Raw genomic sequence first — 23,047 nt, 5'->3', positions numbered from 1 at the left:
TGAAGTTCGTTTCGCGTTCAGTGTGCAATGGTCGACGTCGGCACGTCGATTCGTTCGCCGACATCAGTTGCGGGGCCGCCACGCTCGGAGACGGTGCCCGCTGTTGACGTCGACACGTACCGCCAGGCCCACATGGTCAGCACGGCCGTGAGCAGGATCATGATCACCGCGAGTGGAACATGCAGAGCGGTCAGGCCGCGGAATCCCGCGAACGCCAGCAACGACATGAACGCGAGCAAGGCGACAGTCGCCCAGATCGGCCAGCGAGGCGCCTGCCCGAGCCGCCGTGCGAGCACCGCGGCGATGATGCTGACGATCAGTGCGATGCCCGCCACCGTCGCCATTTCGCGATGCCACGCGAACGCCGATGACAGCCCGCCCATGAACAGGCCGGCCAGCACCGCCTGACCGAACATGAGGAGCGCGGTCACCGTCAGCGAGGCCCGCAGGAACCGCATCGGCCACCGGCGGGATTCGCGAGCCGGGTCATTGATCGAGGACATGATCGGAGCCTATCCATTAGATCCAAATGGATCAATTGCAATTGGATCGAATTTGAGAGAATCGAACCATGAGCGATGACAGCGGGCAGGTCTCGATCGAGGTGGGGCTGCTGCTCCATCAGGTCTACACACTGGCGACGCACCGGTTGAACGACGCGCTGCGGCCCATGGACCTCGCCAGTCGGCATGTCACGGTGATGTTCCTGATCCGCGACGGCGTGCAGACCCAACGCGACCTCGTCGCGCGACTCAACACCGACAAGACTGGCATGGTGCGCGTGATCGACGACCTCGAACGACTCGGCTACGTCACGCGAACGCCCTCGACGCTCGACCGCAGGGTGACAATCCTCGCCCTCACGAGCGACGGAGAAGACGCCCTCCGAACCGCGCAGCAGCACACCAAGCGCGTGTCAGCGGAGCTCTTCCACGCGGTCAGCCCGCACGAACTCGGCACGCTGAAGTCGATCCTGGAACGCACGCTCGCCCCGATGGGTGAGTGACGACAATCACCGGCGCCGTTGGTCGGCGCCGGCCGCCGCCCCGCGGGCAATGGTCGCGATCCGTTGCTCGAGCCGTGCCTTTCGCTGCGGGCCCTTCGTTCGCGAGGATCGAGTACACGGCGGTGTCACGCCAGCTGCCGTCCGCTCTCTTCTGCTCGCGCCGCAGGACCCCCTCGAACCCGGCGCCCAGTCGTTCGATCGCACACCCCGAAGCACGAACATCAGGAACATTCCGACATAGTTCATCTCGTGCCACAGACCGCGTCGGCACAGGTCAACCACCTGCGGGCGTGATCTCCGTACTTCATGATTCGGCCGCACGCTTCATGGCCCGGCTACGGCAGCACCGGCGCCGAGCCACGCCCCTCGGCGATGATCGCCTCGACGACGTCGGGCGCGGTGCGGCACTCGCCGAGCCGGTTCGGTTTGCCGGTGCCGTGATAGTCGCTGGAGCCCGTGATGCGCAGCCCGAAGCGCGAGGCGAGCGCACGCAGTCGCGGCTTCGCATCCTCGCGGTTCTCGGGGTGATCGATCTCGAGCCCGAAGAGACCGGCCTCGACGAGCTGCTCGAGGCGTTCGGGCGGGATCACGCGCTCGGCGCCGCGCGTGCCGGGGTGCGCGAGCACGGGCACCCCGCCGGCTTCGCGGATGAGTCGCACGCCCGTGAGCGGATCGGGTGCGTAGTGCGGGCGCGCATAGCCCGCGCGCGGGTGCAGGATGCCGTCGAACGCGGCCGAGCGCGTGGCGGCGTGGCCGCGGGCGACGAGCGCGTCGGCGATGTGCGGGCGACCGATGGTCGTGCCCTCGACCGTCTGGGCGAGCACGTCGTCCCAGGTGAGGGGGTAGTCGCGTCCGATGCTGCGCACGATCGCCTCGGCGCGGGTGAACCGCGATTCGCGGATGTGCGCCGTCTCGGCGATGAGCGCCTCGTCGAGCGGGTCGATCAAGTAGGCCAGCATGTGCACGCTCGTGTAGCCCTCGCGGGTCGAGAGCTCCATGCCGGGAATGAGGGCGACGCCGGTCTCGGGCACAGCGGCAGCGGCCTCGGCCCATCCGCTCGTCGAGTCGTGGTCGGTGAGCGCGACTCCCCAAAGGCCGGCGCGCGCGGCCTGCCGCATGAGCTCGGCGGGGGCCTCGGTGCCGTCGGAGACCGTCGAGTGCGTGTGCAGGTCGGCTTGGCCCGCGACGACGGTGGCTTCTGGCATCCTGCAATGCTATCCGGGGCCGCCCCGGGACGACCCCGAAGCGACTTCACCGGGGACTCCCAGCCGATCGGCAGCGCATCGACCGGCATCCTCGCTGCGCCCTCGCCTAGGGTTGGTGGAATGCTCCCCCGCATCCTCGGCTGGGTCTTCGTGCTCGGCACCGCCGCCATCGCGCTCGTGCTCGTGTGGCCGCAGGCCTTCGGGCTGCAGAACCAGTGGGTGGCCGCGCACGTCGTCGCCCTGCGCGGCACGGCGGCCGCCTGCGCAGTCGTGGCGGTCATCGTCTTCCTGCTGCTCGCGCTCGTGCGCCCCATCCGAGTCTTCGCCTTCGCGATGGCCGCCGTGTTCGCGCTGTTCGCGGTCGGCAACGTCGCGGTGCTGACGGCACGCGGGTTCGGGGCTTCCACCGCCGAGGTGGGGCCCGACTCCGTGACGGTGCTCTCGTGGAACACCCTCGGCGAGGTGCCCGAGGCGTCGACGATCGCCGACCTCGCGATCGAGCGCGGCGCCGACATCGTCGTGCTCCCCGAGACGACCGAGCCGCTCGGCGAGGAGGTCGCGATCGCGATGCGCGAGGGCGGCAGCCCGATGTGGGTGCACACCGCCGCCTACGACGACATCGCGAAGGCCCGCTCCACGACGATCCTGATCAGCCCCGACCTCGGCGACTACGACGTGATCACGCCCGAGGTGCCGGGCCCGCCCGGCAACACGAACACGGTGCCGAGCGTCGTGGCCGACCCGTCCGACGGCGACGGCCCCCGCATCGTCGCCGTGCACGCGGTCGCGCCCATCCGCTGGGAGCTGCGCAACTGGCGCAGCGACCTCGACTGGCTGGCCGAGCAGTGCGCCGGCGACGACGTGATCATGGCAGGCGACTTCAACGCCACGGTCGATCACTTCGCCGGTCACGGCATCGACGGCGGTGACATGGGACAGTGCACGGATGCTGCGGCGCAGGCCGGTGCCGCCGGTCTCGGCACCTGGCCCACCGACGTGCCGCCGTTCTTCGGCAGCCCGATCGACCATGTGATGGCGACCCCGAATTGGAAGGTCGAGGCGTTCGAGGTGCTCGAGGGCTACGACGATGCGGGCAGCGATCACCGCCCGATCTTGTCGACGCTCGTCGCTCGCTGAGAGCGCCTCTGCTCGCTGAGCCTGTCGAAGCCCGCCCTTCGACAGGCACAGGGAACAGTGCGGCGTGAAGTGGGAGAATGGTCGGCATGGCCAACACCAGCGACACCTCCACGACCGAGACGGCGGCTCCGGCCACGACCGCGACCGCGAGCGAGGAGACGGTGCGCGATGCGAACCGCTCGACCACGCCCGGCTCGGAGGGTTTCAAGAACTTCATCGGCAGCGGTTGGGCCGAGCGCGACGAGACGCTGCCGCAGGCTCGTGAGCAGGCGTCCTTCGCAGCTGCACGCCGGGCGAAGGTCTCGGCGGCGTTCACGGGCCAGCGCCTCATCGTGCCCGCGGGCGACGTGAAGCAGCGCGCCAACGACACCGACTACCCGTTCCGCGCGCACTCGGCGTTCGCGCACCTGACCGGTTGGGGCTCCGACTCCGAGCCCGGCGCCGTGCTCGTCTTCGAGCCGACGACCGACGGTCACGAGGCGACCGTCTACTTCCGTGAGCGCGCCGGCCGCGACTCCGAGGAGTTCTACGCGAACCCCGCGATCGGCGAGTTCTGGATCGGCCCGCGCCCCTCGCTCGCGCACGTCGCCGCCGACCTCGACATCGCGACCCGCGGCCTCGAGGAGTTCGACCGGGTCGTCGACGCCGTCGACACGGCGACGCTCGTGCTGCGCGAGGCCGATGCATCCGTCACCGAGCGCGTCGACCACGCCCGCATCCGCTTCGCCGCAGAGCAGGCGCTGTCGACGAACGCCTCCGACGCTCCGTTCTCGCTCGAGGTCGGCGGCTCGCACGAGCCCGACGCCGAGCTCGCCCGCGTGCTCTCCGAACTGCGCCTCGTGAAGGACGCGTTCGAGATCGCCGAGATGCGCGCCGCGATCGACGCGACGCAGCGCGGCTTCACCGAGGTCATCGGCGAGCTCCCCCGCATCACGTCAGAGGTGCGCGGTGAGCGCGTCATCGAGGGCGTCTTCGCGACCCGCGCCCGCCTCGACGGCAACGACGTCGGCTACGACTCGATCGCCGCCGCCGGCCCGCACGCGACGATCCTGCACTGGACCCGCAACGACGGCCCCGTCGTGCCCGGCGACCTCGTGCTGCTCGACGCCGGCGTCGAGATGGACAGCTACTACACCGCCGACATCACCCGCACGTTCCCGGTGAACGGCACGTTCTCCGAGGTGCAGCGCAAGATCTACGAGGCCGTGCGCGAGGCCGCCGACGCCGCGTTCGCGATCGTGAAGCCCGGCATCGTGTTCCGCGAGGTGCACGCCGCGGCGATGCAGGTCATCGCCCGCAAGACCGCCGAGTGGGGCTTCCTGCCGGTCTCGGCCGAGGAGTCGCTCGAGCCCGACAACCAGTTCCACCGCCGCTACATGGTGCACGGCACGAGCCACCACCTCGGCCTCGACGTGCACGACTGCGCGCAGGCGCGGCGCGAGATGTACATGGACGGCGTGGTCGAGGCCGGCATGGTCTTCACGATCGAGCCGGGCCTCTACTTCCAGCCCGACGACCTCACGGTGCCCGAGGAATTCCGCGGCATCGGCGTGCGCATCGAAGACGACATCCTGGTCACCGAGGGCGGCGCCGAGAACCTCTCGGCAGGCATCCCCCGCACGGCCGACGAGGTCGAGGCCTGGGTGCGCGGCGGCGCTCGGTAGCTCTCCCTCCCACGACGCACGACCGGGGCGGACGTCCCGGCTCGCGCAACTGCGGATATACGATCCGACACTCCGGGCACTGGGCGCCGACCACGGCGCGCCAGATCGTATATCCGCAGTTGTGCCCGCGGTGGCTGTCGGTAGCAGGGATCGACGCCTGGGAGCCGTCAGGCGACGGGACGAGCGGCCCGGCGCGACTGCCACCACGCCCAGAAGCGGGCGAGCTGGCGCTTGGTGAACGCGGCGACCCGTTTGGCCCACGCGAACTCGGTGCCGAGAATGGCGAGGCCGAGGAAGACGATGAGCCATCCGGGGCCCGGCAGCGGCACGAGCAGCAGACCCACGGTCGCGATCATGCCGCCGAGCACGGCGACGGCAACGCGGTAGGCGCGGCGCAGGCCGGGCCTGCGTTCGATGCGGCGACGGATGGCGCGGAGCATCCGCATGATCGGCCGATCAGGTCGCTCGCCCTCGGCGATCTCCCGATCGATCTCGTCCCTCGTCACCATCCGGTCACGATATATCGCGAGTCTGGGAAGTCGCCTCGACCTCGGAAGGTCGCAAGCGGTGAGGGTCAGCGCTCCGAAGCGGGCGGCTCGGCGGCCGTCGACGTCTCGGCGTCGTCGCCGTCGGCCTGCGGCGCAGCGGATGCCGCATCGCCGGCGTCGGCCGTCGGCGCGAGCTCCCCGTAGCGGGGGCGAGTGGGAGGCTGCGAGGCCCGGGTCGCCTCGGCTGCGGCGCGCTTCGCGGCATCCGTCGCCTCGCCGTAGCTGAGCGGTCGCCCGCCGTTCTCGACCGGGAGGGTCGCCGCGGGCCGCTCGGGCGCCGGCGCATCGACGCCGAGCACGCTGCGTGCGCGATCGACGTGCGCACTCTCGGCGATGATCGCGTACCGGGTCGCGAGCACCTGCCCGACCGAGGTGAAGTCTCGGCGGCGGCGGTTCACCGAATACGAGACGACGCTGAAGATCATGCCGAACCCGGCGCCGATGAGCACCGCCGAGATGAGGATGCCCAGCGAGGCGCCCGTCGGAGCGAAGATGAAGAAGAGCAGCCCGAGGAAGGTGCCGAACCAGGCACCCGACAGGGCGCCGGCGCCGGCGGCGCGGCTCCAGGTGAGCTTGCCGGTGATGCGCTCGACGCTCGTGAGGTCGGTGCCGACGATCGCGAGCTCCTTCACGGGGAACTCGGCCTTGGCGAGTGCGTCGACCGCGGACTGCGCCTCGGCGTAGGTCTCGAAGCTCGCCACCGTCTCCCCCTTGGGCAGGATCGGGTAGGCGCGGCCGACACGGCCGCCGAACGGCGATTGAGTGCTCACCCGGCCATTCTCCCATGATGCGCGCGCCGCGGGCCGGGAAGCGGGCCGCGCTCGAGGCATCCGGGACTAAGTTGGAACCGTGAGCGCCACGAGAGTCTTCGTCGCCCGACTCGCCGGGTGCGCCGTCTTCGACCCCGCCGGTGATCGGGTCGGCAAGGTGCGCGACGTCCTCGTCGTGTACCGCAAGAACGACCCTCCGCGCGTCGTCGGCCTGATCGTCGAGATCCCCGGCAAGCGCCGCGTGTTCCTCTCCATCGGCCGGGTGACCTCGATCGGCGGCGGTCAGATCATCACGACGGGCCTCATCAACCTGCGCCGCTTCGAGCAGCGCGGCGGCGAGGTGCGCGTGATCGCCGAGATGCTCGGGCGCAAGGTGGCCTTCACCGACGGTTCGGGCGACGCCACGATCGAGGATGTCGCGATCGAGGAGCTCGAGCCCGGCGAATGGCAGGTCGATCAGCTCTTCGTGCGCCGGCCGAAGGGCGCTTCCCCGTTCTCGAAGGGCCAGTCGGCCTACGTCACCTGGCGCGAGGTGCGCGAGGTGAACCCGCCCGGTGAGGCGCAGTCCGCCGAGCACCTCATCGCGTCGTACTCCGAGCTGAAGCCGGCCGACCTCGCGAACACGCTCCTCGACCTGCCCGCGCAGCGCCGTCAGGAGGTCGCCGAAGAGCTCTCCGACGACCGTCTCGCCGACGTGCTCGAAGAGATGCCCGAGTCCGACCAGGTCGTGATCCTCGCGGGCCTCGGCGACGACCGCGCCGCCGACGTGCTCGACCACATGCAGCCCGACGACGCCGCCGACCTCATCGCGCAGCTCCCCGAAGAGCGCGGCGAGCACCTGCTCGAGCTCATGGAGCCCGAAGAGGCCGACGACGTGCGCTTCCTGCTCTCCTACGGCCCCGACACCGCCGGTGGTCTCATGACCCCCGAGCCGATCATCGTCTCTGCCGACGCGACCGTCGCCGAGGGCCTCGCGCTCATCCGCCGTCACGACCTGCCGCCCGCCCTCGGGGCCGCGGTCTGCGTGACACTGCCGCCGTACGAGCCGCCGACCGGGCGATTCCTCGGCATCGTGCACTTCCAGCGGATGCTCCGCTATCCCCCGCACGAACGGCTCGGCACCCTCATCGACCAGGGCCTCGAACCCGTGCGCGCCGACACGTCGGCCGCCGAGGTGAGCCGCATCCTCGCGAGTTACGACCTCGTGTCGGTGCCGGTCGTCGACGAGAAGCATCGACTCGTCGGGGTGGTGACGATTGACGACGTGCTCGACTACCTCCTGCCCGATGACTGGCGAAGTCATCCCGAAGATGCCGAGGTCGGGCGCCGCGCAGCCGCGCGAGCCCAGCTGACGACGGGGAGCATCCCCATCTCGCACGGAAGGAGGGCAGGAGATGGCACGCGCTGACGCCGATGAGCGGCGATTCGACACCCCGAAGGGCACCCGCCGCGCCCCGTCCTTCCGCGGCTCGGGCGACAGCGACCGTTTCGGCCGCTTCACCGAGTGGGTGGCGCGGGGCATGGGCACGCCCGGCTTCCTGCTCGGCCTGTCGGTGTTCGCGATCGGCTGGATGGTGTGGAACACCTTCGCACCCGAGGAGTGGCGTTTCGACTCGATCGCGATCGGGTTCACCGCGCTCACGCTCGTGCTCTCGCTGCAGGCCTCGTACGCCGCACCGCTGATCCTGCTCGCGCAGAACCGCCAGGACGACCGCGACCGCGTGCAGATCGAGCAGGATCGGCAGCGCGCCGAGCGCAACCTCGCCGACACCGAGTACCTCGCCCGCGAGGTCGTGGCGCTGCGCCTGGCCATGAAAGACCTGGCGTCGCGCGAGTTCATCCGCGCAGAGCTGCGCTCGATCATCGAAGAGCTCGACCGACGCGACGAGGAGGATGCGGAGCATGCCGGCCGCTGACCCCACCAGGCCCGCCGCGGCCGACCCTGCCACGATCGAGACGGCCGTTCGTGCGGCGCTCACGGGCGTCATCGACCCCGAGATCCGCAAGCCCGTCACCGAACTCGACATGGTCGATCGCGTCGTCGTGCGCGATGACGGCAGTGTCGAGGTCGGCATCCGCCTGACGATCGTCGGATGCCCCGCCTCCGACCGCATCGAACGCGACGTGCGGCAGGCGGCCGAGACGGTCGTCGGCGACGGCAACGCCGAGGTCGTGCTCTCGGTCATGACGCCCGAGCAGCGCGCCGCACTCACGGAGCGCCTCCGCGGGGGCAAGGCGGCCCGCGGCAACCCGTTCGGACCCGGCAGCCTCACCCGCGTGATCGCGGTCACGAGCGGCAAGGGCGGCGTCGGCAAGTCGACGATCACCGCGAACCTCGCGGTGGCGCTCGCCGCCCGCGGCCTCACGGTCGGGCTCGTCGACGCCGACGTGCACGGCTTCTCGATTCCCGGCCTGCTGGGGCTCGTCGACGAGTCGGGGCTCGCCGCCCGGCCCACGCGGGTCGACGAGATGATCCTGCCTCCCGTCGCGCACGGCGTGAAGGTCATCTCCATCGGCATGTTCGTCGAACCATCCGAAGCGGGCGGGCGCGCGTCATCCGTCGCTGTCGCCTGGCGCGGGCCGATGCTGCACCGCACGCTCTCGCAGTTCCTCACGGACGTGTACTTCGGCGACCTCGACGTGCTGCTCGTCGACCTGCCGCCGGGCACGGGCGACGTCGCGATCTCGCTGGGGCAACTGCTGCCGAACGCCGAGGTCGTCGTCGTGACAACTCCGCAGCCTGCGGCGGCCGATGTCGCCGAGCGCTCGGGCGTCGTCGCGCGTCAGACCGGGCAGAAGATCGTGGGCGTCGTCGAGAACATGGCCGGCTTCGCACAGCCCGGCGGAGAGATCTTCGACCTCTTCGGCGCGGGTGGCGGCGCGATCGTCGCCGAGCGCCTCTCGGCTGGTCAGCCCGCGCCGGTGCCGCTGCTCGCGAGCGTGCCGCTCAGCGTGGCGCTCCGCCGTGGCGGCGACGACGGCATGCCGGTCGTGCTCGCCGAACCCGACGACCCCGCCGCCCGCGCGATCGAGCAGGTCGCCGCACAGCTCGCCGCCGTGCCCCGATCGCTGGCAGGCCGACGACTCGACGTCACGGTCCGGTGAGCGGATGTCGCGCGCCCGCCTGACCCGCCGGCACGCGATGCCCCTCGCCGCCCTCGTCGCGATCACCGCGACCACGCTCGGGCTCGCCGCCTGCGCTCCGCTGGCCCGGATTCCCGCCGCCGAGCTGCCCGAGGGCCTCTTCGCCCGCGTGCAGCAGGGCCGCCTCGACATCGAGGCGCACCGGCTCGTGGTGCGCATCGAGAACGACGGAGACGCCCCCGTCACCGTCGAACGGCTCGAGGTCCTCTCGCCGTCCCTCGCACCCGGCATGGTGCGGGGCGAATCGTTCGAGATCGCGCCGGGCGACGCCCTGCAGATCCGCCTGCCGCTGTCGGCGAGCGTCTGCGACACCGACACCGACGACGACAGCGACACCGAGTCGTCGGTGCCCGAGGCGACGATCCTGCTCGACGTCGAGACCCGAGCAGGGGCGTCCACCGGCGAACTCACGGCCGACGACCCGCACGGCACCCTCGCCCGGGTGGCGAACTCGGAGTGCCTCGCGGAATCGGTCGAGCAGGTCGCCGCCATCACGATGCCCGAGCACCTGCGCTCGACCGGCAGCGGCACCCAACGGCGCGCGTTCATCGACGTCGAGGTCGTGCCCGCGGCATCCGCTGCCGGTGACGCCGCCGGCTCGTTCGTGATCGACCGCGTGTACGGCACGACCCTGTTGAACGCCGAGGGCGGCGTCGACTGGCCGCTCGACACCGAGGTGGCCGTCGGCGGCGACCCCGTGACGATCACGCTGCCGGTGCGTCCGGCCCGCTGCGACGCGCACGCGATCGCCGACGACAAGCGCGGCACGATCCTGCCATTCGAGATCCGCACGAGCGATGGACGCGAGGGCAGGCTCGACCGATCGTCGGACGACGCGCTGAAGGCCGAGCTCTACGCGTACTACGGCGAGCGCTGCGGGCTGGAGTGACGGCGGTCCGCAGGTGCTGCACAGGTGCACCCGGGTCGACGCTCGATAGAATCCGGGCATGACCACACCGAACCCGGCACCCGCGGCGCTCTCCGACGAGTCGCGCGCACAACTGCTCAACGCCGAGGTGGCGAAGTACGCGCAGCGCGGCTGGACGGTGCAGTCCGTCGCCGCAGGCCAGGCCGTGGTCTCGAAGAACAAGCGCATCGGCTGGTTCTGGAACCTGATCCTCGTGCTGCTCACCGGCGGCCTCTGGCTGATCTACGTGGTCTACCGTGCACTCAACCGCAAGGTGCAGACCGTCGTGATCACGGTCGACCCGGCCGGCCGGATCCCCACGACCTGAGTCACGACGCGAAGCGGCCTCGTGCACGACCCTTCGCGACCGCCGCCTTCGGTAGCCTCGAAGGCATGACGGTACCTGCTGACTGGATCGCGCATCGTCGCGGCGACGGTGAACTGCTCGGGTGGATGCGCCCCGAGGGTGAGGGCTTCGTCGTCATCGACCTGCTCGGTCGCCCACTGACCGACTCGCTCGACTGGCTGCGCGCCGAGGAGACGCTCGAGGCGACGGGTATCGGCTACCTCGCCGACCTGTACGAGCTGCGACTCGACGACGGCAGCTGGCTTCGCGTACGCATCACCGAGGTCTCGTCAGCGGTGCTCACGCTGAAGAAGGACGACTTCGGGGCCATCGACGCACCTGTGGTCGAGTACGAGGTGCCGTTCCCGATCGACGACCGGCTCCGCCCGCTGACCGGTGAGCGGGCGTTCATCCTCGATCTCTGACGTCAGCCGCGATCAGGCGTCGACGGCGGCTCCACGACCCGCGCGAGCAACTCGACGAGCAACCGCTCGGTGAGCTGCGGCGGCAGCGCACCCACGAGCGCGAGCACCGGCGCGAGCCGGTCGGGCAGCGCTCCATCCGCCCCTGCGGCGTCGTCATGGGGCGCAGCACCGCCCAGCAGCCCGAATGCGCGCAGCAGCCCCGCAGCCCCCTCCGAGTCGAGACCGGCGGATGCCCCGGCCAGCGCGTCGAGACCGCCGGGCAGCGTCTCGGCGAGCCCGGCGACCAGCATCTGCCCATCGACGGGCGGCACGCCGCGCACGGCATCGGCCGCGGCGACGAGCGCCGTCGACAGCTCGCCGACCACGGCCTCGGTCACCGGCGTCACCGTGAGGTGGGTCGTGTGAGGCAGGCGGGTGCCGTCGGCCTGGGTGAGCGCGGGCTGCAGTTGCAGGTGCCAGCCGGCCGAGCGCGCGGCATCCGCCCAGTGGTGCGGGTCGACGCGGCGATCGACCGCGACCGACTCGTCGGTGGCGACCGCGAAGAGCGGGCCGGTCGGCGTGCCGACGATCTTCAGCCCCTCGATGCCCGCGACGACCTCGCGGAGCGCCGCGGTGGCGCGAGCGGCCTGAGCGGTGAGCTCGGAGAATCCGTGTTCGCCGAGCGCCTCGATGATCGCCCAGGCTGCGGCGAGCGGCCCTGCGGGCTTCGAGCCCGTGAGGGTGGGGTTCACGACCGGGTAACCAGGCCAGGCGGTCGTGGCGAAGTACTGGAACCGCTGTCGGTCACGACCACGCGTGAGCAGCACCGAGACGCCCTTCGGCGCGTACCCGTACTTGTGCAGGTCGGCCGAGAGGCTCGTGACGCCGGGAATCGAGAGGTTCCACGCCGGCAGCTCGTCGGGCCAGAAGGCGAGCGCGAAGCCGCCGATGCAGGCGTCGACGTGCAGCGCGATGCCGCGCGGGCCGGTGACCGCCGCGACATCCGCGATCGGGTCGAGCGCCGCGAACGGGTACGACGGCGCACTCACGACCACGAGCGCGACGTCGTCGCCGAGGCGTTCCTCGATCGCCGAGACCGACACGACGCCCGTGACCGGGTCGACGGGCACGAGGTCGAGCTCGAGCCCGAAGTACTCGGCGGCCTTGTGGAACGCGGCGTGCACGGTGACCGGGGCCACGATGCGCGGCACGCGCGGGCTGCCGGCACGCACCGACCGCCACAGGTCGCGCGCGGACTTCACCGCGAGCAGGCAGCTCTCGGTGCCGCCCGAGGTGACCGAGCCGACGATCTCGTCGTCGCCGGCGCCACCGAGCACGCGCCGGGCGAAGCCGACGACGCCGGCCTCCATCGCAGCGACCGAGGTGAACGTCGTCGGGTCGAGGCCGTTCACGGGCTGCACGAGGCGGGCTGCCCCGGCTGCGAGCTCGTCGAGCTCTGCGAGTCCGGAGTCGTAGACGTACGAGAGCACCCGGCCGCCGTGGGTCGGGGCGTCGAGTGCGCGCATCGCCTCGAGTTCGGCGAGGATCTCGGATGCCTCGCGGCGGAAGTCGGTCATCATGCCACCGTCTCTGCGGTCGTGGCGGCGGCATCGGCCTCGATGTCGCTGCGCCGGAGGGGGTACTTGCGCAGCGCCACGAGGCTCGCTGCCACGAGCAGCGCGGGGATCGCGCTGAAACTGATCGCGATGCCCGCGACCGCGGCCGGCGACTGGGTCACCGTCTCGGAACCGATCGACTCCACGTACCCGGTGAGGGCGAGCACGATCGTGAGCACCGTGGCGCCGAGCGCCATGCCCGCGGTCTCCCCCGCGGTCCAGACGCCGCCGAAGCTGCCGGCGCGGCCGATGCCGTGGGTGCGGGCGTCGTGCGAGATCACGTCGGGCAGCATGGCCATCGGCAGCGACTGCATGCCCGCGTAGCCGGCGCCCGCGAGTGCGACGGGCACGTACACCCACGCACCCGGCGCCCAGATCATGCCGACGAGGCTGAGCGCCGCGATGCCGAAGAGGGTGCTCGCGAGGGCGAACCCGCGCTCCTTGCCGACGCGGCGGGCGACGGCCTGCCAGACCGGCGCGAAGAGCACGGCCGGGCCGATGAGCGCCACGAAGAGGAACGTCACCGCACGCTCGTCGCGAAGCACCCAGGTCGCGACGAACTGCGCCCCGGCGAGCATGAGGCCCGTTGCGAGGCCCTGCAGCACGAAGGCGGCGAGCAGGGCGCGGAACGCCGCACTGCGCTTCAACGCGGCGAAGCCCTCGGCGTAGCCGGCACGGATGTCGCGGCGCGGCGCGGCATCCGTCGATGCGCTGCCCTTCGCCGCCGTCGTGGTGGCGACGAGCATGCCCGCACCGATCACGACACCCGCGACGATCGCCATCACCAGGTATCCCGTGTGCTCGTCGGCGAACATCGCGCGCACCTCGGGACCACCGGCACCGAACAGCAGGATCGCGACCGTGAGCACCACGACGCGCCAGGTGAGGAGTCGCGTGCGCGCGTCGTAATCTGCCGTGAGCTCTGCCGGCAGCGCGATGTAGGGCACCTGGAAGAGGCTGAAGGCCGTCGCCGTGGCAAGGAACGCCAGGAACACCCAGATGCCGGATGCCCCGGGCTCGAGCCCCGTCGGCACCGCGAACGTGAGGATGAACCCGACGGGCAGCGCGATGGCGCCCACGATCATCCAGGTGCGGCGCGTGCCGGTGCGTGCGAGTGCGCGGTCGCTGCGTTCGCCGATCCACGGATCGATCACGACGTCCCACACCTTGGCCGCGGTGACGACGAGACCCGCGACGAGCGCGGTCACGCCGAGGGTGTCGGTCAGGTAGTACACGAGCACGAGGCCGGGCAGCGTGGCGAAGCCGCCGGTGCCGATGGATCCGATCGCATAGCGGGCCACGACACCGCGGGACAGGGTTCGCACCGATGCGGTCATGGAGGCAGTGTACTCACCCCGCGGCAGCCATCCGACCGCGAACTGGGTCAACTGACCTAGAACTGGGTCGACTGTCCTAGACTGTGCGCATGCGCGCCCCCACGGCCTCCCCCGACCTGTACGCGAGCCTGTCCGACGATGTCGTCGCCTCCGGCTCCGAAACCATCTCCGTCCCGACTCCGTCGACCGGCGAGACGCTGCACGAGCTGCCGCGATCGAGCGCCGACGACGTGCACGACGCGTTCGCCCGCGCGAAGCTCGCCCAGCTCGCCTGGGCCCGCGCAGGCTTCGCCGAACGCCGACGCGTGCTGCTCCGGGCGCACGACCTCATCCTCGAACGGCGCGACATGCTGCTCGACCTCATCCAGCTCGAGAGCGGCAAGACGCGCGGCCAGGCCTTCGAGGAGATCTTCGAAGCGGTCTCCGTCACCCGCTACAACGCCCTCGCCGCCCGCAAGGTGCTGCACGGTCGGCCCGTGCGTTCCGGCCTGCCCACCGTCGCGACGAGCCGCGTGCAGTTCCGCCCGAAGGGCGTCGTCGGCGTCATCACCCCGTGGAACTTCGCCCTCAGCCTCGCCGCGATGGACGTGGTGCCCGCCCTCGCCGCCGGCTGCGGCGTCGTGCAGAAGGCCGACGACCAGGGCGCCCTGTCGATCCTCGCGCTGCGCCGAGCCTTCATCGACGCGGGCGTGCCCGCGGCGCTCTGGGCGGTCGTCGCCGGCCCTGCGGCCGAGGTCGGCGAGGCACTGACGGATGTCGCGGACTACGTGTGCTTCACCGGTTCGACCGCGACCGGGCGCAAGATCGGCGAGAAGGCCGGGCGCCGCCTCATCGGCTCGTCGCTCGAACTCGGCGGCAAGAACGCGCTGCTCGTGCTCGACGACGTCGACCCCGCCACTGCTGCCGCGAACACCGCCCACGCCGCCTTCTCGGCGATGGGGCAGCTCTGCGTCTCGATCGAGCGCATCTACGTGCACCAGAAGGTCGCCGGTCCCTTCCAGCTCGCCCTCGTCGAGCGACTCCGGGCGGCCAAGCTCGGCTCCGGACTCGGCTTCGGTGCGGACTTCGGGTCGCTCGCGAGCGCCGCGCAGCTCGCCCGGGTGCAGGCGCACCTCGATGACGCCGTCGCGAAGGGCGCTGTCGTGCTCGTCGGAGGCAAGCACCGGCCCGACATCGGCCCCTGGTTCTTCGAGCCGACCGTGCTCACGGGCGTCACGCCCGACATGCTCGTGTACGCCGAGGAGACCTTCGGCGCGATCGCCTCGCTCTACCTCATCGGCAGCGATGAAGAGGGCGTGCTCGCGGCGAACTCCAGCGAGTACGGCCTGAACGCCGCCGTCTTCACCGCATCGCCGGGGCGCGCACGACGCGTCGCCGACGCCCTCGAGGCCGGCAGCGTCAACATCAACGAGGGGTACCGCGGCTCCTTCGCCTCGGTGGCGGCTCCGATGGGCGGCGTCAAGCAGTCGGGCCTCGGTCGCCGCAACGGCGAGGCCGGGCTGCTGCGCTTCGTCGAGCCCGTCACGATCTCGTCGGTGACGGGACTCCTGCAACTGCCGCGCACGGCGCAGGAGTACGAGCAGAAGGCACCGCTCCTCGTGCTGCTCGCGCAGGCGTTGAAGGTGCTGCGCCTGCGCTGAGCGGCGCCCGCGACCCGATCAGGTCGCTTCGGAGTCGAACGGCGCGGGCTCGTCGGCACCGAGGCCGTCGCGCTTGCGCTTGCGCTGCAGGTAGGCCGAGTTCTCGTTGACCGAGGCGCGCGCCACCACGGGCGCCGGCGCCTCTTCGGCGAAGGGGTCGATGTCGGTGAGCGCCTCGCGGATGATGCGTCGCGGGTCGTACTGCCGCGGGTCGAGCTTCTTCCAGTCGACGTCGTCGAAGTCGGGGCCCATCTCGTCGCGCATGCGATCCTTGGCACCGTTGGCCATGTCGCGCAGCGATCGCACCAGCCGCCCGAGCTGCGCGGCGTAGTGCGGCAGTCGCTCCGGGCCCAGCAGGAAGACCGCGATGACACCCACGATGAGGAGCTTGTCGAACGTCAGTCCACCGAACATCCCTACAGGATAGTCGGCGGCGAGGCGTACGAACGACACGCCGCCGGCGCAATAGGCTTAGTGGCTGAGAGATGCATCCGGGAGCCGCCACGTGTCCGAACACGACTTGAACTGGAAGTACGTCGACGACGCGGTCGCCGTGACCGAGTCGATCGCCAAGGCTCGTCAGGTTTCACTCGAGCTCGGCGTCGAGCCGGTCTCGCCCGCCGTCGGTGCGCAGCTGGCCGTGCTCGCCGCCGCATCGCGCGCCCAGTCGATCATCGAGGTCGGCACCGGAGTCGGAGTCTCCGGCCTCTGGATGCTGCAGGCTGCGCGCCGTGCCCTGCTCACCTCGATCGACACCGAGAACGAGTACCAGCAGCACGCCCGCCAGCATTTCGCCGACGCCGGCATCGCCGCCGCCCGTGTGCGACTCATCGCCGGACGAGCGAGCGAAGTGCTGCCGCGCATGAACGAGAACTCGTACGACATCGTCTTCATCGACGCCGACGCCCCGTCGGTCATCGAATACGCCGAGCACGGCCTGCGCCTGGCCAAGCCCGGCGGCATCGTGCTCGTGGCGCGTGCGCTCTGGAAGGGTCGCGTGGCCGATCCCGCACGACGCGACGAATCGGCGAGCGCGTACCGCACCCTCGTCTCGGAGCTGTCGACGTCGTCCGCTGTGGCGACGGCGATCTCGCCCGCCGGCGACGGACTGCTGCAGATCGTGAAGCTCGGCGTCTGACGCTCGCTGGTTGAGCCTCTGCGGGTTGAGCCTGTGCGGGTTGAGCCTGTCGAAACCAGTCGACGTGCATCGACACGCTCGAGGTTTCGACACGCTCACCCAGCACAAACGACTCGAGCCCCGAGAGATCTCGGGGCTCGATTCGAGTGACGTGTGACTCAGGCGGGATTCACGACGCCGCCGAGGACGTCGTACAGCTCCTTGGCCTCAGCATCGTTCACCGAGACGACGAGGCGCCCACCACCCTCGAGTGGAACTCGAACGATGATGAGTCGACCTTCCTTCACAGCCTCCATCGGCCCGTCTCCGGTGCGTGGCTTCATGGCCGCCATTGAGCTCCCCTTTCGTGGCTGAGATTCCATTATCTGCTAACACAGGCGGTGCTGAGAAATCGCCGCACGCCTGTGGACAACCCGATTGAGGACTTCCCACAGGCGGAGGGCATCCTCCGATAGCCCGGATTCATGCTCCCATCAGGGAGGCGTCCAGTCCCGGCCGTCGATCCCCCATGCGATCAGCAGCCATCCGAGTTGCAGTACGAGAGAGAGCGCGACCATCCCCCATCGGTACCAGGGCGACCGTGGCACCGCCATCGCCCCCACGAGCGGGTACATCGGCGCGAGCAGCCGGAACGTGCTCGACTGCGGGAAGAACACCGCGAGCAGGTACAGCGCGTAGCTCGCGAGCCACAACCGAAGGTCGACGCCGAGGCGGCGCACCGCGGGCAGGAACAGCGTCACCGCGAACCCGGCGATGAGTGCGACCACCACGATCGGGCCGATCGGCTGGCCGAGCCACCAGTCGGCCGACTGGAACCACGCCGTGAACGGCACGAGCTCCTGGTAGCCGATGTACGCGGAGCGCCAGGCGAGTTCGGTCGCCGTGTAGCCGTGCAGCTCCCCGGTCGCCGCCCAGACGACCCCCGGCCACGCGAGACCCACGAGTCCCGCGAACACGGCGACGGATGCCGCGAGCACCCGTTGCCGCATCGGGAACGGGTCGCTCCGCCGGGTGTACCAGCGCCACACCCAGTGCAGGCCGAGCGTGAGCGCGAAGGCGAGCGCCCCGGGCCGTGTGAACGCCCACACGGCGAGCACGGGCACGAGCCATCCGTATCGTCGATCGACGAGCAGGAGCAGCGCGAGCGCGAGCCACAGCAGACCGAGTGATTCGGCGTAGCCGAACTGCATGATCGGCGAGACCGGTGCGACGCAGAAGAGCACGACGGCGAAGAGCGCCCGGTCGGGCTCGAGGAACCGCGACATGAGCCGGTACGTCACGAGCGCGGCTCCGAGACCGGCGGCGAGCGACACGATGACGGATGCCGCGTTCCACGGCACCCCGAACCAGGTCACGATGCCGACGAGCGTCGGGTAGACCGGCAGGAACGCCCACGCGTTCTCGGCGACCTGGCCCGTCTCGGTCAGCGGCAGTTCCCGCGGATACCCGCCGAGCCAGATGATCTGGTACCACCGGGCATCCCAGAGATTCGCGTACTCGAAGTAGCCCGGTCGAGCCCGGGTCCACGGGTTCGAGCCCTGCAGGCTCGCCATGACGAGCACCATGACCGTGGTGATCACCCGGGCGCCGAGGAAGACCGCGACGACCTTCGCCCACCACGGAGCGAGCCGCCAGCGCACACGCGGAGACCAGCGCGTCGCGCGGAACGGATCGGGTTCGCGCAGAGCGGCCGACGACGTGGTCATGCGATCCTCGCTCGGTCGCGGCCGCTCAGGCGGACGTGCCGGTCAGCCATGCGCGGAGCGCGACCTCGGTGTGCACGATCTGGGCGATGTCGACCCGCTCGTCGTCGGCGTGCGCCTTGAGCGGATCCCCGGGGCCGAAGTTCACGGCCGGGATGCCGAGTGCGCTGAAGCGCGCGACATCCGTCCAGCCGTACTTGGGGCGCGCCTCGGCGCCGACCGCGCGCACGAACTGCTGTGCGAGCGGGTCGTCGAGCCCCGGCCTCGCGCCTTCGGCGCTGTCGACGATCGCCACCTCGAAGCCGTCGAAGAACTCGGTCACGAACGCGGATGCCTCGGCGACGCTGCGGCTCGGCGCGAAGCGGTAGTTGACGGTGAGCACGGCTTCGTCTGGGATCACGTTGCCCGCGATGCCGCCCGAGACGAGCACGGCGTTCAGCCCTTCACGGTAGGCGAGGCCGTCGACCTCGACGGTCTCCGCCTGGTACTCGGCGAGCTTGGCGAGCGCCGGGGCGAGCTTGTGGATGGCGTTCTCGCCGACCCAGCTGCGCGCCGAGTGGGCCCGCAGCCCGGTCGTCCACACCTCGGCGCGGAGCGTGCCGTTGCAGCCGCCCTCGACCTGGCCGTTCGAGGGTTCGCCGAGGATGGCGAAGTCGCCGACGAAGAGGTCGGGTCGGTTGCGGGAGAGCCGGCCGAGGCCGTTGAGCGACGAGGCGACCTCCTCGTTGTCGTACCACATCCAGGTGAGGTCGACGATGGGGTCGGTGAGCTCGAGCGCGAGCTTCAGCTGCACGGCCACGCCCGCCTTCATGTCGACCGTGCCGCGGCCCCACAGGTATTCGACACCGTCTTCGGTCTCGAAGCGGGTCGGCAGGTTCTCGTTGATCGGCACGGTGTCGAGGTGTCCGGCGATCACGACCCGGCGCTCTCGGCCGAGGTTCGTGCGCGCGACGATCGTGTCGCCGTCGCGGATCACCTCGAGGTGGGATGCCCCGGCGAGCGTCTGCTCGACGAGGTCGGCGAGCAGCGACTCATCGCCCGATACGCTCGGCACGTCGCAGATCACCTGCGTGATGGCGACGGAATCGGCGGTCAGGTCGAGCGTGAGCGGTGATTCGGCGGGCATTCCCCGAGTCTATTCGGGGCATCGGGTCCGCGAGTGGCACGCTCGACGGTCGGATGCCCCGCTCCCCCGCGCTTCGCCGACGCTCGCGGGCGCTACGGCAACGACCGAGCCCACGCTGCACCACCCTGTCGGGCTCGGTGCTGCACGCTGGCCCACCCACCGGCCGTGTGTGACTCGACCGCAGCGAGGTCATCCGACAGGCCGGAGAGGGCTCCCTGCACGACTGCAGTCCGAAGGAGCTCCCGTTCGGCATTCGGCGCGTTCACGTCGAGGTCGGGATGCAGTCGTCGGGCGGCGTAGTCGGCCACCTCATAGACCTGACGTGCAGCCCATACGGCCTCCTGAGGGCTACCGGTGAGCCAGACCCGGATCGCGTACGCCACGGACGCAGCAGCGTTCTGCAGGTAGCCCATCTCGAAGACCCATTCGTCGTCATCCGATGGGACCATCGCCTCGGCGACGCCCTGCAACTGCGCGATACCTGAGACGTCGGCACCATTCACGGCACGCCAGAGGTCGTCCAGCACTCCGCGCACGACCGTGGCATCCGCGTGTTCCGCGACCTCGGCGCACCGTGTGAACAACGGCCACAGCCGCTCCGCACACGCCGCGGCGAATGCGGTCCTCTCAACCCGACCCAAGCGGGTGAGCCTTGCTGCGATCTCCGCCTCCTCGTACCTCGCCATCGGTCCTCCGTGTCGGAATCCCATGACCGACGCGTCCCGAAGGAGCCGTTCGAGGAGATCTCGACAGGCCGCTGCCTCGGTTCCGTGCCCTCGTTCGTCGTTGCGGTTGCCTCGCTCGCTGTAGAAGACGCGGAATCCGCCGGCTGCAGCGACGACACAGTACGACTCGTCGCGGTCGACCCCGATGCTGTAGGCGCCCTCGGGAATACGTCGGACATCGAGCTCGACACGCAGGTCCAGGAGGTTCAATCAGGCCCCCTCACGAGCATCGGCGCGGTCGGTGTCGTCGAAGTACTGGGCGACGTCACGGTTGCCGATCATTCCGGCCGGTCCTCTCGGCGTCCGGGAAGCAACCGGCGGCGACGAGTTCGGCGACGGTCGTGGCGTCGTCGTCGAACGCGGCAGAGCGGAGGGCAGTTCGTCCAGCGGGATCCATGCTCACCTCACCTCGGCTCGTCGTCGAGTGGGATCATATTCCAGCACTGGTCTTGGATCCGGCGCGAGCGTCGAGTCGGTTCGATCTCTCGCGCACGCCCGGGAGACCCGAGAACTCGACGCCCACCGCGGGGCGCAACCGGGACGACGGCTGCAGGAGCTATCGTGTCGTTGCTCCACCGCGCGCCAAGGAGGGTCATGCAGGACGCACGCGAACACGCGCAGAGGGTCACCCTCGCCCAGGTGGCCGATCGCGCCGGGGTGAGCCTGAAGACGGCGTCACGGGCTCTCGGCGGAGAGCAGTACGTGAGCAAGGACACCCTCGCGAAAGTGCTTGCCGCGGCGACGGCGCTGGGCTACCAGCGAAATGCCGCGGCGAGCATGCTGGCGAGCGGGCAGCTCGCCGAGTCGATCGGGCTCATCGGCGGCGACTTCACCAACCCGTTCTACTCCGTGCTGGCACAGAGCATGGAGAACGAGATCCGGCGGCAGGGGATGCACCTGACCGTCGCCACCTCAGGAGAGTCCGAGGAGCAGGAGCGGCGCATCGTCGATGACCTCGCGAGCCGGCAGGCGAAGGCGCTCGTCGTGGTCTCGGCGATGTCGGATCATGCCCACTACGCGCAGGTGCAGGCGCGCGGAGTCCCGGTCGTGTTCGTCGATCGTCCCCCGGTCCATCTCGATGCCGACTCCGTCGTGTTCGACAATCGCCTGGGCGGTCGCCTCGCCGCCCGGCACCTCCTCGACACCGGTCACACCCGTATCGCGTTCGTCGGCGACTACGCCTGGCTTCCCACCTATCGAGAGCGGCTCGAGGGCATGGCCGCAGTCCTCGACGGAGCCCCGTCAACGTCGTGGCGCGATCTGCTGCGCGATGACGCGCACGACGTCGCGTCATCACGCGCACGAACCCGCGAACTCCTGGCGCTCCCGGCGCCGCCGACAGCCATCGTGGCGGGAAACAACCGGATCCTCCTCGGCGTCCTCGAGGAACTGTCGGCGACGAGCATGGGCGATGTCCCTGCCGTGATCGGCATCGACGAACCCGAATGGGCGCGCGTCATGGGGATCACCACCGTGGCGGGAGATGTCGAAGAGGTCGGGCACCACGCCGCCCGCTTGGCCCTCTCGCGACTGACCGATCGCACTCGTCCCGCCGAACACGTCGTGCTCCCGATGCGTCTCACGCCCCGCCGGTCGACGGCGGGACGCGATCCGGATTCAGAAGACCTGCGAATCGAGTAGCGCCCCTTCGGCAGCGCAGGCGGCACCGATCATCGGTGCTTCGTGGGAGAGCTCGGCCCGGATGACCGGGAGGCCGGGTCGACCGAGCCCGGCGGAGAGGGGTGGTTCGAGGAGGTCCCACGAGCGGGCGATGGTCCCGCCGACGATGAGCGCCTCCGCTTCGAACCGGGAAAGCGGGTCGGCGAGCGCTCGGCCGAGATACGAGAACGCGTCCTCCAACACCTCGCGCGCGACCGGGTCGCCGCTGCGAGCGAGGTCGGCGATCTCCCGGACATCGGGCACCGCCGCCGCGAGCCGCGTCCGCCGCGCATACGCTGCCCGGATCGCTCGACGCGACATCCGCGCCTCGATGCGCTGCCCTTCGAACTCGAGCAGGTGCAACTCACCGCCCGGCGCGGCGCCATCGGTGCGCTCGCCGTCGACCACCCACCCGGAGCCGACGCCGGTGCCGAGTGTGACGCAGCAGAACCTCGACAGGCCGCGCGCCGCGCCTGCTGCGTGCTCACCGAGGGCGAACGCGTCGGCGTCGTTGACGAAGGTGAACGAGACCGCGTTCGCAGCGAGGGCAGCGGCGAGTCGCGCGCGGAGATCGATCCCGTAGAGCGCGTCGAACTTGCCCACATCGGAGTACTGCGCGATGCCCTCGACGAAGTCGAAGGGGCCCGGAACCGCAACCGCCCACTGCCGGCCGTGGTCGGTGCCGAGTGCGCGAGCCGCAGCGGTGATGCCCTCGAGGATGTCATCGGCGTCGCCGCCCGAATTCAGTGGTCGGGTCCGATACGTGCCGTCGACGATGGCGCGGGCGCTGGTGTCGATGACGGCCACTGCAACGTGGGTCCCGCCGAGTTCGATCGTCGGTATCCGGTTTCGTGTCACGGTGCCCTTTCAGTCTGGTCGCCGGTGAATCGGCGAGCTGCCGTGCCGCAGCATGATGGAACCGGTCGACGGTGCGACCGGTTCCGGTACGAGGGCCGTTCGGCGGGTCGGCGC

General features: G+C 70.5%; 24 protein-coding genes. 12 read left to right on the top strand and 12 right to left on the bottom strand.

Annotated elements, in window-relative coordinates; genetic code table 11:
* Positions 1 to 17 precede the first annotated feature (17 nt).
* Positions 18 to 458: a hypothetical protein gene (locus BJY17_RS18185; RefSeq protein WP_179552617.1), complete on the bottom strand. Its 441-nt coding sequence runs from the start codon at positions 456 to 458 to the stop codon at positions 18 to 20.
* A 113-nt stretch (positions 459 to 571) separates the two neighbouring features.
* Between BJY17_RS18185 and BJY17_RS18180 the strand changes: the two genes are divergently transcribed.
* A complete protein-coding gene (locus BJY17_RS18180) occupies positions 572 to 1,006 on the top strand; it encodes a MarR family winged helix-turn-helix transcriptional regulator (RefSeq protein ID WP_179552616.1) in 435 nt (144 codons plus the stop codon).
* Positions 1,007 to 1,341: 335 nt separating this feature from the next.
* On the opposite strand, the gene BJY17_RS18175 is transcribed toward BJY17_RS18180, so the two are convergent.
* Entirely contained in the window at positions 1,342 to 2,211 is an 870-nt protein-coding gene (locus BJY17_RS18175) for a PHP domain-containing protein (protein WP_179552615.1), read from the bottom strand.
* A 120-nt stretch (positions 2,212 to 2,331) separates the two neighbouring features.
* Between BJY17_RS18175 and BJY17_RS18170 the strand changes: the two genes are divergently transcribed.
* Together BJY17_RS18170 and BJY17_RS18165 are read left to right on the top strand one after the other, a co-directional pair.
* Positions 2,332 to 3,348, top strand: a complete 1,017-nt coding sequence (locus tag BJY17_RS18170) for an endonuclease/exonuclease/phosphatase family protein (protein ID WP_179552614.1) — start codon at positions 2,332 to 2,334, stop codon at positions 3,346 to 3,348.
* A gap of 86 nt (positions 3,349 to 3,434) precedes the next feature.
* Positions 3,435 to 5,012, top strand: a complete 1,578-nt coding sequence (locus tag BJY17_RS18165) for an aminopeptidase P family protein (RefSeq protein ID WP_218889951.1) — start codon at positions 3,435 to 3,437, stop codon at positions 5,010 to 5,012.
* A 167-nt stretch (positions 5,013 to 5,179) separates the two neighbouring features.
* Here the strand turns inward: BJY17_RS18165 and BJY17_RS18160 are convergent, their stop codons facing one another.
* Together BJY17_RS18160 and BJY17_RS18155 are read right to left on the bottom strand one after the other, a co-directional pair.
* Positions 5,180 to 5,521: a TIGR02611 family protein gene (locus BJY17_RS18160; RefSeq protein ID WP_246303768.1), complete on the bottom strand. Its 342-nt coding sequence runs from the start codon at positions 5,519 to 5,521 to the stop codon at positions 5,180 to 5,182.
* A 65-nt stretch (positions 5,522 to 5,586) separates the two neighbouring features.
* Positions 5,587 to 6,330, bottom strand: a complete 744-nt coding sequence (locus BJY17_RS18155; protein ID WP_179552612.1) for a general stress protein — start codon at positions 6,328 to 6,330, stop codon at positions 5,587 to 5,589.
* Between the two features lie 79 nt (positions 6,331 to 6,409).
* On the opposite strand from BJY17_RS18155, the gene BJY17_RS18150 reads away from it, so the two are divergent.
* The 6 genes from BJY17_RS18150 to BJY17_RS18125 all read left to right on the top strand — a co-directional run bounded on the left by BJY17_RS18150 (position 6,410) and on the right by BJY17_RS18125 (position 11,152).
* A complete protein-coding gene (locus BJY17_RS18150; protein ID WP_179552611.1) occupies positions 6,410 to 7,738 on the top strand; it encodes a magnesium transporter MgtE N-terminal domain-containing protein in 1,329 nt (442 codons plus the stop codon).
* Positions 7,725 to 8,246, top strand: a complete 522-nt coding sequence (locus BJY17_RS18145; RefSeq protein ID WP_179552610.1) for a DUF1003 domain-containing protein — start codon at positions 7,725 to 7,727, stop codon at positions 8,244 to 8,246. Before BJY17_RS18150 ends, BJY17_RS18145 begins: the two co-directional genes overlap by 14 nt.
* Positions 8,233 to 9,435, top strand: coding sequence for an Mrp/NBP35 family ATP-binding protein (locus BJY17_RS18140; RefSeq protein ID WP_179552609.1), 1,203 nt, complete (start codon positions 8,233 to 8,235; stop codon positions 9,433 to 9,435). Before BJY17_RS18145 ends, BJY17_RS18140 begins: the two co-directional genes overlap by 14 nt.
* Before the next feature lie 4 nt (positions 9,436 to 9,439).
* Positions 9,440 to 10,363, top strand: coding sequence for a hypothetical protein (locus tag BJY17_RS18135; protein ID WP_179552608.1), 924 nt, complete (start codon positions 9,440 to 9,442; stop codon positions 10,361 to 10,363).
* A gap of 58 nt (positions 10,364 to 10,421) precedes the next feature.
* A complete protein-coding gene (locus tag BJY17_RS18130; protein ID WP_179552607.1) occupies positions 10,422 to 10,709 on the top strand; it encodes a hypothetical protein in 288 nt (95 codons plus the stop codon).
* A gap of 65 nt (positions 10,710 to 10,774) precedes the next feature.
* Positions 10,775 to 11,152, top strand: a complete 378-nt coding sequence (locus BJY17_RS18125; protein WP_179552606.1) for a hypothetical protein — start codon at positions 10,775 to 10,777, stop codon at positions 11,150 to 11,152.
* Positions 11,153 to 11,154: 2 nt separating this feature from the next.
* Here BJY17_RS18125 and BJY17_RS18120 read toward each other — a convergent pair whose 3' ends face one another.
* Positions 11,155 to 12,708 carry a pyridoxal phosphate-dependent decarboxylase family protein gene (locus BJY17_RS18120; RefSeq protein WP_179552605.1) on the bottom strand — a complete coding sequence of 518 codons (1,554 nt, stop codon included), beginning with the start codon at positions 12,706 to 12,708 and terminating at the stop codon, positions 11,155 to 11,157.
* Positions 12,708 to 14,084: an MFS transporter gene (locus BJY17_RS18115; RefSeq protein WP_179552604.1), complete on the bottom strand. Its 1,377-nt coding sequence runs from the start codon at positions 14,082 to 14,084 to the stop codon at positions 12,708 to 12,710. The genes BJY17_RS18120 and BJY17_RS18115 overlap by 1 nt, the downstream gene beginning before the upstream one ends.
* Before the next feature lie 89 nt (positions 14,085 to 14,173).
* On the opposite strand from BJY17_RS18115, the gene BJY17_RS18110 reads away from it, so the two are divergent.
* Positions 14,174 to 15,724, top strand: a complete 1,551-nt coding sequence (locus BJY17_RS18110; RefSeq protein ID WP_179552603.1) for a succinic semialdehyde dehydrogenase — start codon at positions 14,174 to 14,176, stop codon at positions 15,722 to 15,724.
* Between the two features lie 18 nt (positions 15,725 to 15,742).
* On the opposite strand, the gene BJY17_RS18105 is transcribed toward BJY17_RS18110, so the two are convergent.
* The gene (locus BJY17_RS18105; protein WP_179552602.1) at positions 15,743 to 16,138 is read right to left on the bottom strand and encodes a twin-arginine translocase TatA/TatE family subunit; all 396 of its coding nucleotides are present in this window, start codon (positions 16,136 to 16,138) and stop codon (positions 15,743 to 15,745) included.
* Positions 16,139 to 16,229: 91 nt separating this feature from the next.
* Between BJY17_RS18105 and BJY17_RS18100 the strand changes: the two genes are divergently transcribed.
* Positions 16,230 to 16,862, top strand: a complete 633-nt coding sequence (locus tag BJY17_RS18100; RefSeq protein ID WP_179552601.1) for an O-methyltransferase — start codon at positions 16,230 to 16,232, stop codon at positions 16,860 to 16,862.
* Positions 16,863 to 17,020: 158 nt separating this feature from the next.
* On the opposite strand, the gene BJY17_RS18095 is transcribed toward BJY17_RS18100, so the two are convergent.
* The 4 genes from BJY17_RS18095 to BJY17_RS18080 form a co-directional block, all read right to left on the bottom strand.
* Positions 17,021 to 17,194, bottom strand: coding sequence for a DUF3117 domain-containing protein (locus tag BJY17_RS18095; RefSeq protein ID WP_067875042.1), 174 nt, complete (start codon positions 17,192 to 17,194; stop codon positions 17,021 to 17,023).
* A 141-nt stretch (positions 17,195 to 17,335) separates the two neighbouring features.
* The gene (locus tag BJY17_RS18090) at positions 17,336 to 18,568 is read right to left on the bottom strand and encodes a hypothetical protein (RefSeq protein WP_246303766.1); all 1,233 of its coding nucleotides are present in this window, start codon (positions 18,566 to 18,568) and stop codon (positions 17,336 to 17,338) included.
* A gap of 25 nt (positions 18,569 to 18,593) precedes the next feature.
* A complete protein-coding gene (gene dapE / locus BJY17_RS18085; RefSeq protein WP_179552600.1) occupies positions 18,594 to 19,691 on the bottom strand; it encodes a succinyl-diaminopimelate desuccinylase in 1,098 nt (365 codons plus the stop codon).
* A gap of 92 nt (positions 19,692 to 19,783) precedes the next feature.
* Complete coding sequence (locus tag BJY17_RS18080) at positions 19,784 to 20,377, bottom strand: DUF416 family protein (protein WP_179552599.1); 594 nt, start codon at positions 20,375 to 20,377, stop codon at positions 19,784 to 19,786.
* A gap of 84 nt (positions 20,378 to 20,461) precedes the next feature.
* On the opposite strand from BJY17_RS18080, the gene BJY17_RS18075 reads away from it, so the two are divergent.
* A complete protein-coding gene (locus BJY17_RS18075; RefSeq protein WP_179552598.1) occupies positions 20,462 to 22,057 on the top strand; it encodes a LacI family DNA-binding transcriptional regulator in 1,596 nt (531 codons plus the stop codon).
* On the opposite strand, the gene BJY17_RS18070 is transcribed toward BJY17_RS18075, so the two are convergent.
* The gene (locus tag BJY17_RS18070) at positions 22,034 to 22,933 is read right to left on the bottom strand and encodes an ROK family protein (RefSeq protein WP_218889950.1); all 900 of its coding nucleotides are present in this window, start codon (positions 22,931 to 22,933) and stop codon (positions 22,034 to 22,036) included. The two genes, BJY17_RS18075 and BJY17_RS18070, sit on opposite strands and share 24 nt — an antisense overlap.
* Positions 22,934 to 23,047: the final 114 nt, after the last annotated feature.

This window comes from Agromyces hippuratus, from assembly GCF_013410355.1.
GTDB lineage: Bacteria > Actinomycetota > Actinomycetes > Actinomycetales > Microbacteriaceae > Agromyces > Agromyces hippuratus.
Note: the sequence above shows the minus strand (reverse complement) of the source record. Positions and strands in the feature narration are given on the sequence as shown.

What these genes read in the sequence shown, in the direction of transcription:
- BJY17_RS18185 (WP_179552617.1), bottom strand. Translation starts at nt 458, where the DNA reads ATGCGGTTCCTGCGGGCCTCGCTGACGGTGACCGCGCTCCTCATGTTC.
- BJY17_RS18180 (WP_179552616.1), top strand. Translation starts at nt 572, where the DNA reads ATGAGCGATGACAGCGGGCAGGTCTCGATCGAGGTGGGGCTGCTGCTC.
- BJY17_RS18175 (WP_179552615.1), bottom strand. Translation starts at nt 2,211, where the DNA reads ATGCCAGAAGCCACCGTCGTCGCGGGCCAAGCCGACCTGCACACGCAC.
- BJY17_RS18170 (WP_179552614.1), top strand. Translation starts at nt 2,332, where the DNA reads ATGCTCCCCCGCATCCTCGGCTGGGTCTTCGTGCTCGGCACCGCCGCC.
- BJY17_RS18165 (WP_218889951.1), top strand. Translation starts at nt 3,435, where the DNA reads ATGGCCAACACCAGCGACACCTCCACGACCGAGACGGCGGCTCCGGCC.
- BJY17_RS18160 (WP_246303768.1), bottom strand. Translation starts at nt 5,521, where the DNA reads ATGGTGACGAGGGACGAGATCGATCGGGAGATCGCCGAGGGCGAGCGA.
- BJY17_RS18145 (WP_179552610.1), top strand. Translation starts at nt 7,725, where the DNA reads ATGGCACGCGCTGACGCCGATGAGCGGCGATTCGACACCCCGAAGGGC.
- BJY17_RS18140 (WP_179552609.1), top strand. Translation starts at nt 8,233, where the DNA reads ATGCCGGCCGCTGACCCCACCAGGCCCGCCGCGGCCGACCCTGCCACG.
- BJY17_RS18135 (WP_179552608.1), top strand. Translation starts at nt 9,440, where the DNA reads ATGTCGCGCGCCCGCCTGACCCGCCGGCACGCGATGCCCCTCGCCGCC.
- BJY17_RS18130 (WP_179552607.1), top strand. Translation starts at nt 10,422, where the DNA reads ATGACCACACCGAACCCGGCACCCGCGGCGCTCTCCGACGAGTCGCGC.
- BJY17_RS18125 (WP_179552606.1), top strand. Translation starts at nt 10,775, where the DNA reads ATGACGGTACCTGCTGACTGGATCGCGCATCGTCGCGGCGACGGTGAA.
- BJY17_RS18120 (WP_179552605.1), bottom strand. Translation starts at nt 12,708, where the DNA reads ATGACCGACTTCCGCCGCGAGGCATCCGAGATCCTCGCCGAACTCGAG.
- BJY17_RS18115 (WP_179552604.1), bottom strand. Translation starts at nt 14,084, where the DNA reads ATGACCGCATCGGTGCGAACCCTGTCCCGCGGTGTCGTGGCCCGCTAT.
- BJY17_RS18110 (WP_179552603.1), top strand. Translation starts at nt 14,174, where the DNA reads ATGCGCGCCCCCACGGCCTCCCCCGACCTGTACGCGAGCCTGTCCGAC.
- BJY17_RS18105 (WP_179552602.1), bottom strand. Translation starts at nt 16,138, where the DNA reads ATGTTCGGTGGACTGACGTTCGACAAGCTCCTCATCGTGGGTGTCATC.
- BJY17_RS18095 (WP_067875042.1), bottom strand. Translation starts at nt 17,194, where the DNA reads ATGGCGGCCATGAAGCCACGCACCGGAGACGGGCCGATGGAGGCTGTG.
- BJY17_RS18090 (WP_246303766.1), bottom strand. Translation starts at nt 18,568, where the DNA reads ATGACCACGTCGTCGGCCGCTCTGCGCGAACCCGATCCGTTCCGCGCG.
- dapE (WP_179552600.1), bottom strand. Translation starts at nt 19,691, where the DNA reads ATGCCCGCCGAATCACCGCTCACGCTCGACCTGACCGCCGATTCCGTC.
- BJY17_RS18080 (WP_179552599.1), bottom strand. Translation starts at nt 20,377, where the DNA reads ATGGCGAGGTACGAGGAGGCGGAGATCGCAGCAAGGCTCACCCGCTTG.